The following is a 15,858-nucleotide window of genomic DNA, read 5'->3' as shown; positions in this document are numbered from 1 at the left end:
TTCAGGTCTCGCTGCTCAACGCCATGAACAGCACCAGCGCCGCCACCGGCACGCCGAACACAATGCTGCCGACCACCAGCTCCGTCGTGACGGGCTGGCCGGCAGTGACCACGCCGATGGCGCCGTTGATCATCGTCAGGGCCAGCCACAGAACGATGAAGCTGTAGGTCAGTGTCTGGCGGCTGAAGCCGATTTTCTCGCCGATGAACAGCATCAGCGCCAAGAGGACCAGGCCGAAGGTGATGATGATCGTGGTGTGCATGATGCGTTCCTCCCTTTGGACGTGTGTTGCCCTTGAAGCCGCTATCGCGAGCAGGCCCGCTCCCACAAGGAACATCGCGGTCCCTGTGGGAGCGAGCCTGCTCGCGATGGGGCGCTACGGTGTCAGTGTGAGCCTAGTTAAACCAACCCGCCATTCACCCGCAGAATCTGTCCATTGACCCAGGCCGAATCCGGCCCGATCAGAAAGGACACAACGCGGGAGATGTCTTCTGGCTGTCCCAGGCGTTCCAGCGGCGCCATCTTCGCGAAATTCTGAATCTGCTCCTCGCTCTTGCCGTGCAAAAACAGATCGGTCGCCACCGGGCCAGGGGCGACGGCATTGACGGTGATGTGGCGACCGCGCATTTCCTTGGCGAACACCTGCGTCAGGGATTCCACCGCGGCTTTGCTGGCGATGTACACGGCGTAACCCGGCAGGTTCATGCCGACGGTGCTGCTGGAGAAGTTGACGATCCGGCCACCGCTGTTCAAACGTGTCGCCGCTTCACGCAATGTGTTGAACGTGCCTCGAGCGTGGATGTTGAAGTTCTGGTCGAACAGTTCGTCGGTGTGTTGCGCCAGCGGCATCACTTTGAGAATGCCGGCGTTATTGATCAACACATCGACTTTGCCCAGTTGTGTTTCGGTTTCGTCGAACATCCGGCGCACGTCGTCGGCATTGGCCACGTCAGCCTTGATCGCTATGGCTTGATGACCGGCCTGACGCAGTTCAACGACCAGCTTTGAGGCTTCAATGGCGCTGTTGGCGTAGTTGATGGCGACGGCGAAACCTTCGCTGGCCAGTTGTTTGGCGATCACGGCGCCGATGCCGCGGGAGGCGCCGGTCACGATGGCCACTTTCGAAGTTTGAGTAGTCATGGCGTTGAATCCTTTGAAGGTGTCTGTTGGGGGTGACGCCAGACTCACATGTTTACTAAGGCCGATAAATGCACGAAAGTTGCCGTGACTGTTCAAGAATCGCCAACAATCGAAGGTGTGGAGCGCCATGGATCAAGTCAAAGCGATGAAGGTGTTCGTGCGGATCTACGAGCGCAGCAGCTTCACCCTCGCCGCCGAGGACCTGAATCTGCCGCGGGCAACCCTGACCCACACGCTGAATCAGTTCGAAGCCTGGCTGGGTACGCGTTTGTTGGAGCGCAGTACGCGTAAGGTGCGTCCTACGCTGGATGGCGAGGCGTACTACTTGCGCTGTGTGCAATTGCTGGCGGAACTGGAAGAAGCTGAACTGGCGTTTCGTAGCGTGGCGCCGAAGGGGCGGTTGCGGGTCGATTTGCATGGCACGTTGGCCAAGAGTTTTGTGATCCCCGCTTTGCCACAGTTCATGGAGCGTTATCCGGACATCGAGCTGTCGATCAGCGAGGCCGACCGCTTTGTCGACCTGATCGCCGAAGGCGTCGACTGCGTACTGCGCGCCGGCACCCTCGGCGACTCGGCGCTGATCGGCAAACGTGTCGCCAACCTGCGCCAGATCACCTGCGCCAGCCCAGCGTATCTACGCAAATACGGCGAACCGAAAACCCTCGAAGACCTGAAACACCATCGCGCGGTGAACTACGTCTCGCGCACCACCGCCAAGCTGTTTCCGTTCCAATTCATGGTCGATGGCGAGTTGAAGGAAGTGACCATCGAGGGCGCGATCTCGGTGTTCGGCGCAGAAATCTACGCCGCGTCGGCCATTGCCGGACTGGGCTTGATCCAGTGCCCGCATTACCGAATGGAAACGCAGATCGCCCAGGGCCTGGTGCAGGAAATTCTTACCGACACCCCACCGCCACCGATGCCGGTTTCAGTGTTGTATCCGCACAACCGACACATGTCGCCACGGGTTCGGGTGTTTGTGGATTGGTTGGGTGAAGTTTTTGCGCAGGCCGTTTGAAGAAGGCGATCCTGGCGAGAAAACCGACGCTGAAGATGAAAGTTGTGAAACGTTTCAGCATTTCCTCAAGTCCGAGGTTTATCGACGTTTGTCTGGGCGTATGCTGGGCAACTTGCGAAGCAGTCGATACCAACTTCAAGACAGACAAGAGAGGATTCGATGACCTACACCGCTGCCGAAAACCGCTACGACTCCATCCCTTACCGCCGCGTCGGTCGCAGCGGTCTGGTGTTGCCGGCTTTGTCCCTGGGCCTGTGGCACAACTTCGGCGACAGCACGCCGATCGACACCCAGCGTTCGTTGTTGCGCACGGCGTTCGATCTGGGGATCAACCACTTCGACCTGGCCAACAACTACGGCCCGCCGTACGGCAGCGCTGAAATCAATTTCGGCCGTTTGCTGCGCGAAGACTTCAAGCAGTATCGTGACGAGCTGATCATTTCGAGCAAGGCCGGTTGGGACATGTGGCCCGGTCCTTACGGGCAGGGCGGCGGTTCGCGCAAATACGTGCTGGCCAGCCTTGATCAGAGCCTGCAGCGGCTGGGTCTGGACTATGTGGATATTTTCTACTCCCACCGTTTCGACCCGGACACGCCGATGGAAGAAACCGCCAGCGCACTGGCCACTGCAGTGCAGCAGGGCAAGGCGCTGTACATCGGCATCTCGTCGTATTCCGGGGTGAAAACCCGTGAGATGGCGGCGCTGTTGAAAGAGTGGAAAGTGCCGTTGCTGATTCACCAGCCGGCGTACAACCTGCTTAATCGCTGGGTGGAAAAGGATCTGCTGGACGTTACCGACGAACTGGGCACCGGCGTGATTGCGTTCACGCCGTTGGCGCAGGGCCTATTGACCGACAAATACCTCAACGGCATTCCGAAGGATGCGCGGGTCAATCGTCCGGGCGGCGGCTCTTTGCAGTCCTCGCACCTGTCTGAGGCCAACATTGCCCATGTGCGTGGGCTCAACGAAATCGCCAAACGTCGCGGCCAGAGCCTGGCGCAATTGGCGTTGGCCTGGACGCTGCGCGATCCTCGGGTGACCTCGGCACTGATCGGTGCGAGCCGGCCGGAGCAGATCATCGAGAACGTCGGGGCGTTGAAGAGTCTGAGCTTCAGCGCGGACGAGCTGGCGGAGATTGACCGGTTTGCCCAGGAGGGCGGGATCAATCTTTGGGAGAAGCCTTCGACGGCGGAGTAAGTGTTCGGCGCCGGATGATCAGGCGCCTGCTTTGGCCTCATCGCGGGCAAGCCCGCTCCCACAGGATTATCGGTTGGCCACAGAATGTTGGTTCAACACATAAACCCTGTGGGAGCGGGCTTGCCCGCGATGGGGCCGTTACAAACAACAAAAAATTCAGGGACTCACCGGAAGAAAGGCACATCCCCCAACACCGTCGCCCGCTGCATCACCCGCCGCGCCGGCCGGTAGTCATCCACCGCGTAATGCTGCGTCACGCGGTTATCCCAGAACGCAATATCATCCTGCTGCCAGCGCCAGCGAATGGTGAACTCCGGCCGTGTGGCATGGGCGAACAGATACTTCAGAATCGCCTCGCTCTCGGTTTCCGACAGCTCATTGATCTTCGACGTAAACCCTTCATTGACGAACAACGAACGGCGCCCACTCACCGGATGCGTACGAATCACCGGGTGCGACAGTGGCGGATTCTTGCGGCGAGCTTCTTCCCACTGAGCCAGCGCTTCGGGCGTATTGCCGTAGCGTTCCAGCGGAAACGAGCGGGTGAAATCGTGAGTCGCCGTCAGCCCCTCGAGCAAGGTTTTCATCGGCGCCGACAGCGCTTCATACGCCGCAATGCCGCTGGCCCACAACGTGTCGCCACCAAACTCCGGCAGCAATTTTGCGCTGAGCACCGCGCCCATCGCCGGGGTCGGCAGGAACGTCACGTCGGTGTGCCAGATCGCGTTGTCGCGCACGTCGGTGACGGCGGTGTCGAGGATCAACACTTCGGGCTGTTCCGGCACATTGGGGTAGATCGGGTGAATGTGCAGGTCGCCGAAATTGGCGGCAAAACGCGCCTGTTGTTGCGGCGTGATCGGCTGGTCGCGAAAGAACAGCACCTGATGCTTGAGCAGTGCCTGTTCAATGGCATCGCGCTGTGCCAGGTTCAGCGGCTGACTGATGTCGATTCCGCTGATTTGCGCGCCGAGCGCGGAGCTGAGGGGGACGATTGTCAGGTGGCTCATGGTCTTTCTCTTAATCCGGGGTGCCGAACTGTCGGCTGGGTCAATGACAAGTCTTTAGTGAGCCTGGCCGTGCCACGGCACCAGTTTGCGTTGCAGGGCGCGCAGGCCCATTTCCATGGCAAAGGCGATCAGCGCAATCACCAGAATCCCCAGCACTACCACGTCGGTGACCAGAAACTGCGCGGCCGACTGCACCATGAAGCCCAGCCCGCTGGTGGCGGCGATCAGCTCGGCGGCGACCAGCGTCGACCAACCCACCCCCAGACCAATACGCACGCCCGTCAAAATGTCCGGCAACGCGCTTGGCAAAATCACATGGCGAATCAACTGCGCCCGGGTCGCGCCCAAAGACTGCGCAGCGCGCAACTTGGCCGGGTCGACGGTGCGCACGCCCGTCGCGGTGGCAATGGCGATCGGGGCGAAAATCGCCAGGTAGATCAGCAAGACTTTCGACAGCTCGCCAATGCCGCACCAGATAACGATCAGCGGCAAATAGGCCAGCGGTGGAATCGGGCGGTAGAACTCGATCAGCGGATCGAGAATGCCGCGAGCGATGCGGTTGGCACCGATCGCAATGCCGACCGGCACAGCAGTCAGCACGGCAAAACCAAGGCCCAGGCCGATGCGGCCGAGGCTCGCGCCCAAGTGCTGCCACAACGTCGAATCCATGTAGCCGGTGGTCACCAGCAACCAACCTTTTTGCAGTACGGCGGAAGGTGGCGGCAGGAACAGCGGTTCGATCATTCCTGTGCCGGTAACGGCCCACCACAGGGCAACCAGCGCGACCAGAGTCAGTACGCTGATCCAGCGCGTGCTGAGGCTGCGTCGAACCGGAATCACCGTCGAACCCGGTTTCACCGTCACGGCGGGAATTTCATAGCTGCTCATGCGCGCTCCTGCCGCGTGGCGGCGCTGCGTTGGGAGAACACTTTGGCGAGTACGTGTTCGCGGGTTTCGATAAAGCGCGGATCGGATTTGATCGACCGTGCGGACTCGCCGGCGGCGTAACGCTGACCGAAGTCCAGGCTCAGGCGTTCGACGATTTGCCCGGGGTTTGGCGCCAGCAGAATCAAGTCCGAGGCGAGAAACACCGCCTCTTCGATGTCGTGGGTAATCAGGAATACGGGTTTGGCGGTGCGCTGCCAGACCTGCAACAGCAGCTCTTGCATCTGTTCGCGGGTAAAGGCATCGAGGGCGCCGAAAGGTTCGTCCATCAGCAACACGCGAGGATCGGCGGCGAGCGCACGGGCCAGGCCGACACGCTGCTTCTGGCCGCCGGAAAGCTGCCAGATACGGCGATGTTCGAAACCGGACAGATCAACCAGGGCGAGCATTTCCCGGGCGCGGATTTCACGTTTGTCACGGGAAACACCCGCCAGTTCCAGACCGAAACCGACGTTGGCCAGCACGTCCTGCCAGGGCAACAAGGCATCGTCCTGGAACACCACACCGCGTTCGGCGCTCGGGCCTTTGACTGGCACACCATCGAGGGTGATGCGCCCGACGCTGGGTTCGACAAAACCGGCGATCAGGTTCAACAGCGAAGTCTTGCCACTGCCGGAAGGGCCGAGGGCCACCAGCAATTGCTGGGGCCCGAGGCTCAGGGAAATATCCGCCAGCACCGGTTCCGGGCTGCCGGGGTACTGTGCGCTGATGCGCTCCAGCTGTAGCAAAGCCATCGCAATGAACTCCCGATCAGTTGGTGATGAACTTGGCGCTGACGTACGGCGCGTAGTCCGGCAGCACGGCCTCGACCTTGCCTTGTTCCTTGAGGAACACGGCGGTGTCGGTGATGGCTTTGGTGGTCGGCGCGCCGAGGGTGTTCACCTGATCAGCCGCCAACGGGTAGACGTTGCCTTGCAGCAACAGCGGTATGTCGCTGGCCTTGGCGCCAGACAGCTTCACCAGTTTGTCGACATTGGACTGGTTGGCGAGCCAGGCTTTCGGGTCTTTGCGGTAATCTGCGTAGGCGTCGAGGGTAACTTTGGCGAACGCGGTGACGATTTCCGGGTGCTTCTCGGCGAAGTCTTTGCGCACGATCCATGCATCAAAGGTCGGCGCGCCGAACTTGGCCAGTTCGCCGGAGGTGATCAGCACTTTGCCGTTTTCCTTGGCCACGCCGAGCGCCGGATCCCAGACGTAAGTGGCGTCGATGTCACCGCGTTTCCACGCCGCAATGATGGCTGGCGGGGCGAGGTTGAGGACGGTGACTTTCGACGGGTCGATGTTCCAGTGCTTCAACGCGGCCAGCAGGCTGTAGTGACCGGTGGAAACGAACGGAACGGCGATTTTCTTGCCGATCAGGTCTTGCGGGGTCTTGATCCCGGAACCGTCGCGAGCGACCAGTGCTTCGGCGGCGCCGATCTGCGTGGCAATGAGGAAGGTTTCAACCGGGACTTTGCGGGTGATTGCAGCCGTCAGGGGGCTGGAACCGAGGTAGCCGATCTGCACATCGCCAGAAGCGATGGCGGCGATGATGTCGGCACCGTTGTCGAATTTGCGCCAGTCGATCTTGGCGTTGGTGGCTTTTTCGTACGCGCCGTCGGCCTGCGCGACTTTCGCCGGGTCTACGGTGGTCTGGTAGGCGACAGTCACGTCAGCCGCCTGGGCAAAGAAACTCGCCGCAGCCAAAGATGCGGCCGCCAGGAGGCGAAGAGGGACATTCAGTTTCATTGAGAAGCTCCTTGTCAGGCGACCGAGAGTCGGCGTGAAAAGGAGACTAAATGATATAAGAATCCGAAAATAAATAACTTTTTCGAATGAGCTTATGAGCGGAAAATTCTAAGTGCCATCACCGCGCACCCTGATCGTTCCCACGCTCTGCGCGGGAATGCAGTCGGTGAGGCATTACCCCGCGGAGCGTGGGAACGATCAGTCTTGCGTGGGAAGTTTAGTTGCTGATCGCCAGAATGCTCGCCTGATACGAGCCGACAAACACATCGAAATCGCCGACTTCGTTCTGTTCCAGCTCCACTTGCTCCGCCAGCGACGAGCGCGCCCGCGCTTCAAACGTCGCCTGATCGTCGCTGCTCAAAGGCTCGCTGCGGAAATATTCCGCATGGGCCTGACTCTGACGCAGGGAGAATTGACTGAAGCTCTCCTTGTGCTCGGCCATCGCCGCCAGCACTTGGGCCGATGGTGTCAGGGACGGATCCTTGACCTTGGCCAGTTGCACGTCCAACGCTTTGCTATGGGCATCGCCGCCATGGCTTTGATCCAGTAATGCCGCCAGTGGCGCAATCTTCTCCAGCAACTCGCCTGCCCACTCTTTCAGGTCAACCGGTTGACCGTCTCGTTGCAGTTGCAGGCCCGGTCGGCGACCTTCCTTGACCACGCTGAGGAAGTTCGAAGTGGCATTGCCGCACGAATTATTGGTCAGCAGCGGACTGTCGTTCAGCGCGCAGTACAGCAGGAATGCGTCGAGGAATCGCGACTCCGGCAGGTCAATGCCCATTGGCAGGAACGGGTTGATGTCCAGGCATCGCACTTCAACGTACTGAATGCCACGGGCCACCAGCGCCTGGATCGGCCGTTCGCCGGTGTAGGTCACGCGTTTCGGGCGGATGTTGGAGTAGTACTCGTTTTCGATCTGCAGGATGTTGGTGTTGAGCTGAACCCACTCACCGTCCTGATGCGTGCCGATTTCGACATATGGCGCATACGGTGTGGCGACTGCCTTGCGCAGACTGTCGGTGTAGCTCGCCAGGTCGTTGTAGCACGGCGTCAGACCGGCCTGGGCGTTGCTCTGGTAACCGAGGTCGCTCATGCGCAGGCTGGTGGCGTACGGCAGGTACAAAGTGTCCGGGTCCAGCTGTTCCAACTGGTGCGAACGACCACGCAGGAAACCGGCGTCCAGCGCTGGCGAGGCACCGAACAGGTACATCAACAGCCAGCTGTAGCGACGGAAGTTGCGGATCAGCGCGATGTAGGCCGACGACTGATAGTCGCGGTCAGTGCCGACAAAGCCTTCGGCCTCTTTGAGCAGCGGCCAGAGTTTTTCGGGCAGGGAAAAGTTGTAGTGAATCCCGGCGATGCACTGCATGGTCTTGCCGTAGCGCAGGGCGAGGCCTTTGCGGTAGACATACTTGAGTTTGCCGATGTTGGACGTGCCGTAATAGGCGATCGGGATATCTTCCTCGGCCGGCAACGGGCACGGCATCGACGGACTCCACAGGTACTCGTTACCGAGTTTGCTATAGGCAAAACGGTGAATTCTGTCCAGGCTCGCCAGCGTGTCAGCCGGGTCGGGCAAGGCGGGCGTGATGAATTCCAGCAGCGACTCGGAATAGTCAGTGGTGATTTGTTCGTTGGTCAGCGCGGAACCCAATTCTTCCGGGTGCGGCGTTTGCGCCAGGCGACCTTCGCCGGTCACGCGCAGGCATTCACGTTCGATGCCGTGAAGGCACTGTTCGAGCAGAGAGAGGTTAGCGCGCTCGCCGAGCAGAGCCAGGCGGCGGTTGAGAAGTTCGCTCAATTTGGATTCCTTCACGCGTCAGTCGCCCCAATATGGGGGTGGGCAAGACGGTCTACAAGGGTGAAGTTGAAACTGGCGTTTTCGCCTGGTTTTTGAGCCGCGTAGGCCTTATGCCGGTCAGTCAAGAACTGCACAATCCCTGTGGGAGCGAGCCTGCTCGCGATGGCGGTGTGTCAGACGACGAATATGTTGACTGACACTCCCTCATCGCGAGCAGGCTCGCTCCCACAGGTTGCTTTGCGCTGAAATTAACTCAAATCGATGACTTCTAGCTACAGGACAGCGAACGTGCCTTGTGCTTTTGCGACGAGTTTGTCGCCCTGCATCACGTCAGCTTCGACCACCAGCGTGCGGCGGCCCGGGTGGATCACCCGTGCCGTGCACATCACCTCACCGTCTGCGACGGCGCGAATGTAGTTGATCTTGCACTCGATGGTCGCGCTCTGCTGGTCAAAGCCGTGGGTGCTGGAACAGGCCAGCCCCATGGCAATGTCCACCAGGCTGAACAAGGCCCCGCCGTGAAGCTTGCCGCCGCGATTGCGCAGTTCTGGCTCCAGCGCCAGGGCGACTTGCGCCACCCCGGTTTCCAGGCTGTGCAAGCGACACCCCAGCAGCTTGAAAAAAGCGCTTTCGGTCAGCCCGGCCGGAATGTCCATCAGCGTTTCTTCAACTGCTTGGCGTTGGCGAACAGCGAAGCCATGGCGTTGTTGGCCGGGGCCGCTGCCGTGGTTTCCTTGCGCGGTGCCGTGTTCTGGGACTGGCGCGGTGCCGACCCCGGACGTGCACCACGGGCACCGTCGATTTTCTCGCCCGGAGTGTCGCTCATGCGCATCGACAGGCCGACGCGTTTGCGCGGGATGTCGACTTCCATGACCTTCACTTTCACCACGTCACCGGCCTTCACTGCCTCGCGTGGATCCTTGATGAACTTCTCCGAAAGCGCAGAGATATGCACCAAACCATCCTGATGCACGCCGATGTCGACGAACGCACCGAAGTTGGTCACGTTGGTCACGACGCCTTCGAGGATCATGCCCAGCTCCAGGTCCTTGAGGTCTTCGACGCCTTCCTGGAACTCGGCGGTCTTGAACTCCGGACGCGGGTCGCGGCCGGGTTTTTCCAGTTCTTGCAGGATGTCGGTGACCGTCGGCAGACCGAAAGTCTCGTCGGTGTACTTCTTCGGATCAAGGCGTTTGAGGAAGCTGGCGTCGCCGATCAGCGAGCGTATGTCGCGGTCGGTTTCAGCGGCGATGCGCTGCACCAATGGATAGGCTTCCGGGTGAACCGCAGATGAATCCAGCGGGTTGTCGCCGTTCATCACGCGTAGGAAACCGGCCGCCTGCTCGAACGTTTTCTCGCCCAGACGCGCGACTTTCTTCAACGCCGCGCGGGTTTTGAACGCGCCGTGCTCGTCGCGGTGGCTCACGATGTTCTGCGCCAGCGTCGCGTTGAGGCCGGAGATACGGGCCAGCAGCGCCACGGAAGCGGTGTTCACGTCCACGCCCACGGCGTTCACGCAGTCCTCGACCACAGCGTCCAGGCCGCGCGCCAGTTTCAGCTGCGACACGTCATGCTGGTACTGGCCGACGCCGATGGATTTCGGATCGATCTTCACCAGCTCGGCCAGCGGATCCTGCAAGCGACGAGCGATGGACACTGCGCCACGGATCGACACGTCGAGATCCGGGAATTCCTTGGAGGCCAGTTCCGACGCCGAGTAAACCGATGCACCGGCCTCGGAGACCATGACTTTGGTCATTTTCATGGCCGGGTATTTTTTGATCAGTTCAGCGGCCAGCTTGTCGGTTTCGCGGCTGGCGGTGCCGTTGCCGATGGCGATCAGGTCCACCGAATGCTTGGCGCACAGGGCGGCGAGAATCGCGAGCGTCTGGTCCCATTTGTTGTGCGGCACGTGCGGGTAAACCGTGGCGTGATCCAGCAGCTTGCCAGTGGCATCGACCACGGCGACCTTGCAACCGGTGCGTAGGCCCGGATCGAGGCCCAGCGTGGCGCGCGGGCCGGCTGGAGCCGACAGCAGCAGGTCGTGCAGGTTGTGCGCGAACACGTTGATCGCTTCGGTTTCCGCACCGTCGCGCAGTTCGCCCAACAGGTCGGTTTCCAAGTGAGTGTAGAGCTTGACCTTCCAGGTCCAGCGCACCACTTCGCCCAGCCATTTGTCGGCGGCGCGGTTCTGGTTCTGGATGCCGAATTGCTGGCCGATCATGCCTTCGCACGGGTGCATGGTGCCCGGCAGTTCGTCGCCGACTTTCAGCGCCGAACTCAGAATGCCTTCGTTGCGGCCACGGAAAATCGCCAGCGCGCGGTGCGACGGCATGCTTTTCAGCGGTTCATCGTGTTCGAAATAGTCGCGGAACTTGGCACCTTCCTCTTCCTTGCCGGCGATCACGCGGGCACTGAGGGTGGCTTCCTGCTTCAAATAGCTGCGCAGCTTGTCCAGCAGGCCGGCGTCTTCGGCGAAGCGTTCCATGAGGATGTACTTGGCGCCTTCGAGGGCGGCCTTGACATCGGCGACGCCTTTTTCGGCATCAACGAAGCGCGCGGCTTCGGTGTCTGGCGTCAGGGTCGGGTCGTTGAACAGGCCGTCGGCCAGTTCGCCGAGGCCGGCTTCCAGGGCGATCTGGCCCTTGGTGCGGCGCTTTTGCTTGTACGGCAAGTACAAGTCTTCGAGGCGGGTCTTGGTGTCGGCGAGCTTGATGTCACGTTCAAGTTGCGGGGTCAGCTTGCCTTGCTCTTCGATGCTGGCGAGGATGCTGATGCGCCGTTCGTCGAGTTCTCGCAGGTAGCGCAGACGCTCTTCCAGATGACGCAACTGGATGTCATCGAGGCTGCCGGTCACTTCTTTCCGGTAACGGGCGATGAAGGGAACGGTAGAGCCTTCATCGAGTAGCGCGACGGCCGCTTCGACCTGTTGTGGGCGTACGCCGAGTTCCTCGGCGATGCGGCTGTTGATGCTGTCCATAAAACCACCTGACAAATTGTGAAAGCAGGCTCGCGGGCGCACGGATAGTGGCTCGGCGAGTCTGGTTGAGCGGCCTGGCCTGCGCCGCTACCTGGGTCAACAGGCATCCCGTTGACCCGTGAAATCGAACAATTACTGCCGCGACGATGAAAATAAAAAGCCGCCGCCGGGGTAACGATCAGACGTTGCCTGACACAAAAGGCCGCGCATTATAACCAGCGTTCTATCATTCGGGGGCAACACAGGCTGTAGGCACAATGCCCGGATTCCTGGCGGTGAAGGAAAAATCTGCTAACAATGCACACGGTGCGTATAACGGCAGCTACGCCATAATGCGCGCCGAGATCAAAGGAGCATCCAATGAGCAGCACTGCAAACATTGCTGAAGGCGAAAAAATTCTTATCGTTGACGACGATCCGGGGCTCAGCAGCCTGCTGGAACGCTTTTTCGTCAGCAAGGGCTACCGTGCCCGCGCCGTACCGAACACCGAACAAATGGACCGCCTGCTGGCGCGTGAAGTGTTCAACCTGGTCGTCCTCGACCTGATGCTGCCCGGCGAAGACGGTCTGACCGCCTGCCGCCGTCTGCGCGGCGCGAATAATCAGATTCCGATCATCATGCTCACCGCCAAGGGTGACGAGCTGAGCCGCATCAAGGGCCTCGAACTGGGTGCCGACGATTACCTGGCCAAGCCGTTCAACCCGGATGAGCTGATGGCGCGCGTCAAAGCAGTCCTGCGTCGCCAGTCCGCGCCGGTGCCGGGTGCGCCAGGCAGCGAAGACGAAAGCGTGACCTTCGGAGACTACGAATTGTCGCTGGCGACTCGCGAACTGAAACGCGGTGACGAAGTGCACATGCTCACCACCGGCGAGTTTGCGGTGCTCAAGGCATTGGTCATGAACGCGCGTCAGCCACTGACTCGCGACAAACTGATGAACCTGGCCCGTGGTCGCGAGTGGGATGCGCTGGAGCGTTCTATCGATGTGCAGATTTCCCGTCTGCGCCGGATGATCGAACCCGATCCGTCCAAGCCGCGTTACATCCAGACCGTCTGGGGCGTGGGCTACGTGTTCGTTCCGGATGGCGCCGCCACCAAGTGATCGGCGATTTGTAGGAGCGGGTCGTGCGGACGATTGTCCGCAGACTCGCGATCCGCAATATGCGAGCATCGCTCGCTCCTGCAAGTGTGTAGCGGTTATCCATGAAAACCCCCGTGTGGTTCCCCCAGAGTTTCTTCTCCCGCACCCTGTGGCTGGTGCTGATCGTCGTCCTGTTCTCCAAGGCGCTGACCCTGGTTTATCTGTTGATGAACGAAGACGTGCTGGTGGACCGCCAATACAGCCACGGCGTTGCCCTGACGCTGCGCGCCTATTGGGCGGCGGATGAAAACAACCGCGACAAGATTGCCGAAGCGGCGACCCTGATCCGGGTGGTGGGCACCGGCGTGCCGGAAGGCGAGCAACACTGGCCGTACAGCGAGATCTACCAACGGCAGATGCAGGCAGAGCTCGGTGCCGACACCGAGGTGCGATTGCGTATGCACTCACCGCCAGCGCTGTGGGTTCGGGCGCCCAGTCTGGGCGATGGCTGGCTGAAAGTGCCACTGTACCCGCATCCTTTGCGTGGCCAGAAAATCTGGAACGTACTCGGCTGGTTCCTCGCCATCGGCTTGCTCTCCACGGCCTCGGCGTGGATCTTCGTCAGTCAGCTCAATCAACCTTTGAAACGTCTGGTCTATGCCGCGAGGCAACTTGGCCAGGGCCGTAGTGTGCGTCTGCCGATCAGCGATACGCCAAGCGAGATGACCGAGGTGTATCGCGCCTTCAACCAAATGGCTGAAGACGTCGAACAGGCCGGCCGCGAGCGCGAGCTGATGCTGGCCGGGGTGTCCCATGACTTGCGTACGCCACTGACGCGATTGCGCCTGTCACTGGAACTGATGGGCGACCACAGCGACCTGACGGACGACATGGTGCGCGACATCGAAGACATGGACGCGATTCTCGACCAGTTCCTCGCGTTCATCCGCGATGGCCGCGATGAATCGGTGGAAGAGGTGGACTTGACTGACCTGGTCCGCGAAGTCGCCGCGCCGTACAACCAGAATGAAGAGAAAGTACGCCTGCGACTGGAGCCGATTCAGCCGTTTCCATTGCGTCGGGTATCGATGAAGCGGCTGCTGAACAACCTGATCGGCAACGCGCTGCATCATGCGGGCAGTGGGGTCGAAGTGGCGGCGTATGTGTCCGGGGATGTCAGCGCTCCGTATGTGGTGCTGAGCGTCATGGACCGTGGGGCGGGGATTGATCCGTCGGAGCTGGAGGCGATCTTCAATCCGTTTACCCGGGGGGATCGTGCTCGAGGCGGGAAGGGGACTGGCTTGGGGTTGGCGATTGTGAAGCGGATTGCTTCGATGCATGGCGGGAATGTGGAGCTGCGCAATCGTACTGGTGGTGGTCTTGAAGCGCGGGTGCGGTTGCCGCTTGGGTTGATGTTGCCGCGGGATGCGGTTTAAAAACTGAAATCTTCGGTGGGGCTGGTGGCCCCCTTCGCGGGCGAGCCAGTTCCCACAGTGATTTATGGTGGATACAAAATTTGTGACCGACACCGAACACTGTGGGCGCGGGCTTGCCCGCGAAGGCGGCGTCCCTGCCGCCACATGATTCAGGGATTAACCCTTGCCTTTGGTCCGCGTCATGTTCGGCCCACCATTCTTCTCCAGATGCTCAATGATGATCCCCGCCACATTCTTCCCGGTGGTGGTTTCAATCCCTTCCAGCCCCGGCGACGAATTCACTTCCATCACCAACGGTCCGTGATTTGAACGCAGGATATCCACACCGGCCACCGCCAGCCCCATCACCTTGGCCGCGCGCAATGCGGTCATGCGTTCTTCCGGGGTGATCTTGATCAGGCTGGCGCTGCCACCTCGATGCAGGTTGGAGCGAAACTCCCCCGGCTTGGCCTGACGCTTCATCGCCGCAATGACCTTGTCGCCCACCACGAAGCAGCGAATGTCCGCGCCGCCCGCTTCCTTGATGTACTCCTGAACCATGATGTTTTGCTTGAGGCCCATGAAGGCCTCGATCACCGATTCCGCCGCCGTCGCGGTTTCACACAGCACCACGCCGATGCCTTGGGTGCCTTCCAGCACCTTGATCACCAGCGGCGCGCCGTTGACCATGTCGATCAGGTCGGGAATGTCATCCGGGGAGTGCGCAAATCCGGTGACCGGCAAACCGATTCCACGGCGCGACAGCAATTGCAGCGACCGCAGTTTGTCCCGCGAGCGGGCAATGGCCACCGATTCGTTGAGTGGAAACACCCCCATCATTTCGAACTGACGCAACACCGCGCAGCCATAAAACGTCACCGACGCACCGATCCGCGGAATCACCGCGTCGAAACCTTCCAGCGGCTTGCCGCGGTAGTGGATCTGCGGCTTGTGGCTGGCGATGTTCATGTAGGCGCGCAGGGTGTCGATCACCACCATTTCATGGCCACGCTCGGTACCGGCTTCGACCAGACGACGAGTGGAATACAGACGCGGGTTCCGCGACAGCACAGCGATCTTCATGCAACACCTGTGGAGGAGGTAGATACCGGGAACACCGGCTTGTCTTGTACATATTTGATTCCCGGATTGACCACCAACTGGCCGTCGATCAGGGCTTTGGAACCGAGTAACAGGCGATAACGCATGGACTTGCGGCAGGCGAGGGTGAACTCGACCCGCCAGACCCGATCACCGAGGGCCAGGGTGGTGCTGACCACGTAACGCTTTTGCGCATGGCCATTGGAGCTTTTGATGGTTTTCATCGTCACCAGCGGCGCTTCGCAACGTCGATGACGCAGTTGCACGACCGTGCCCAGGTGCGCCGTGAAACGCACCCAGCTCTCGCCATCGCGCTCGAACGGCTCGATATCGGTGGCGTGCAGGCTGGAAGTGCTGGCGCCGGTGTCGATTTTTGCCCGAAGGCCCGCGACCCCCAGATCAGGGAGCGCCACCCACTCGCGCAGACCGATAACGGTCAAATGGTC

The 15,858-nt window shown here is 60.6% G+C and carries 15 protein-coding genes; 4 read left to right on the top strand and 11 right to left on the bottom strand.

The window, feature by feature from the left end; genetic code table 11:
- Position 1: 1 nt before the first annotated feature.
- Positions 2 to 262, bottom strand: a complete 261-nt coding sequence (locus F8N43_RS21560) for a hypothetical protein (protein WP_150633135.1) — start codon at positions 260 to 262, stop codon at positions 2 to 4.
- 137 nt (positions 263 to 399) lie between these two features.
- Positions 400 to 1,140 (bottom strand): SDR family oxidoreductase, encoded by a 741-nt coding sequence (locus F8N43_RS21555; RefSeq protein ID WP_150633134.1) that lies wholly within the window; start codon positions 1,138 to 1,140, stop codon positions 400 to 402.
- 127 nt (positions 1,141 to 1,267) lie between these two features.
- Between F8N43_RS21555 and F8N43_RS21550 the strand changes: the two genes are divergently transcribed.
- Both F8N43_RS21550 and mgrA read left to right on the top strand, forming a co-directional pair.
- Positions 1,268 to 2,158 (top strand): LysR family transcriptional regulator, encoded by an 891-nt coding sequence (locus F8N43_RS21550; protein ID WP_150654329.1) that lies wholly within the window; start codon positions 1,268 to 1,270, stop codon positions 2,156 to 2,158.
- Positions 2,159 to 2,317: 159 nt separating this feature from the next.
- Positions 2,318 to 3,355, top strand: coding sequence for an L-glyceraldehyde 3-phosphate reductase (mgrA, locus tag F8N43_RS21545; protein WP_150654328.1), 1,038 nt, complete (start codon positions 2,318 to 2,320; stop codon positions 3,353 to 3,355).
- 164 nt (positions 3,356 to 3,519) lie between these two features.
- Here mgrA and tauD read toward each other — a convergent pair whose 3' ends face one another.
- From tauD to F8N43_RS21510, 7 genes are all read right to left on the bottom strand, one after another.
- Positions 3,520 to 4,362 (bottom strand): taurine dioxygenase, encoded by an 843-nt coding sequence (tauD, locus tag F8N43_RS21540; protein WP_150654327.1) that lies wholly within the window; start codon positions 4,360 to 4,362, stop codon positions 3,520 to 3,522.
- A gap of 54 nt (positions 4,363 to 4,416) precedes the next feature.
- Entirely contained in the window at positions 4,417 to 5,250 is an 834-nt protein-coding gene (gene tauC / locus F8N43_RS21535) for a taurine ABC transporter permease TauC (protein WP_150633130.1), read from the bottom strand.
- Positions 5,247 to 6,041: a taurine ABC transporter ATP-binding subunit gene (tauB, locus tag F8N43_RS21530; protein WP_150654326.1), complete on the bottom strand. Its 795-nt coding sequence runs from the start codon at positions 6,039 to 6,041 to the stop codon at positions 5,247 to 5,249. The genes tauC and tauB overlap by 4 nt, the downstream gene beginning before the upstream one ends.
- Positions 6,042 to 6,057: 16 nt before the next feature.
- Positions 6,058 to 7,035 (bottom strand): taurine ABC transporter substrate-binding protein, encoded by a 978-nt coding sequence (gene tauA, locus F8N43_RS21525; RefSeq protein ID WP_150654325.1) that lies wholly within the window; start codon positions 7,033 to 7,035, stop codon positions 6,058 to 6,060.
- 217 nt (positions 7,036 to 7,252) lie between these two features.
- Entirely contained in the window at positions 7,253 to 8,836 is a 1,584-nt protein-coding gene (gene gshA, locus F8N43_RS21520) for a glutamate--cysteine ligase (RefSeq protein ID WP_150633127.1), read from the bottom strand.
- 272 nt (positions 8,837 to 9,108) lie between these two features.
- Positions 9,109 to 9,492 carry a PaaI family thioesterase gene (locus F8N43_RS21515; RefSeq protein WP_095127618.1) on the bottom strand — a complete coding sequence of 128 codons (384 nt, stop codon included), beginning with the start codon at positions 9,490 to 9,492 and terminating at the stop codon, positions 9,109 to 9,111.
- Positions 9,492 to 11,816 carry a Tex family protein gene (locus tag F8N43_RS21510; RefSeq protein ID WP_150633126.1) on the bottom strand — a complete coding sequence of 775 codons (2,325 nt, stop codon included), beginning with the start codon at positions 11,814 to 11,816 and terminating at the stop codon, positions 9,492 to 9,494. The genes F8N43_RS21515 and F8N43_RS21510 overlap by 1 nt, the downstream gene beginning before the upstream one ends.
- 360 nt (positions 11,817 to 12,176) lie before the next feature.
- Here F8N43_RS21510 and ompR point away from each other — a divergent pair, with 360 nt between their 5' ends.
- Both ompR and F8N43_RS21500 read left to right on the top strand, forming a co-directional pair.
- Positions 12,177 to 12,917: a two-component system response regulator OmpR gene (gene ompR / locus F8N43_RS21505; RefSeq protein WP_008032260.1), complete on the top strand. Its 741-nt coding sequence runs from the start codon at positions 12,177 to 12,179 to the stop codon at positions 12,915 to 12,917.
- Positions 12,918 to 13,018: 101 nt separating this feature from the next.
- On the top strand, positions 13,019 to 14,332 hold the full coding sequence (locus F8N43_RS21500) for an ATP-binding protein (RefSeq protein ID WP_150633125.1): 1,314 nt from the start codon (positions 13,019 to 13,021) through the stop codon (positions 14,330 to 14,332).
- Positions 14,333 to 14,488: 156 nt separating this feature from the next.
- Here the strand turns inward: F8N43_RS21500 and rimK are convergent, their stop codons facing one another.
- Positions 14,489 to 15,394 (bottom strand): 30S ribosomal protein S6--L-glutamate ligase, encoded by a 906-nt coding sequence (gene rimK / locus F8N43_RS21495; RefSeq protein WP_007949201.1) that lies wholly within the window; start codon positions 15,392 to 15,394, stop codon positions 14,489 to 14,491.
- Positions 15,391 to 15,852 carry an ATP-dependent zinc protease gene (locus F8N43_RS21490; RefSeq protein ID WP_191623729.1) on the bottom strand — a complete coding sequence of 154 codons (462 nt, stop codon included), beginning with the start codon at positions 15,850 to 15,852 and terminating at the stop codon, positions 15,391 to 15,393. Before F8N43_RS21490 ends, rimK begins: the two co-directional genes overlap by 4 nt.
- Between the last annotated feature and the right edge of the window lie 6 nt (positions 15,853 to 15,858).

This window comes from Pseudomonas fluorescens (genome assembly GCF_902498065.1).
GTDB lineage: Bacteria > Pseudomonadota > Gammaproteobacteria > Pseudomonadales > Pseudomonadaceae > Aquipseudomonas > Aquipseudomonas fluorescens_BJ.
Note: the sequence above shows the minus strand (reverse complement) of the source record. Positions and strands in the feature narration are given on the sequence as shown.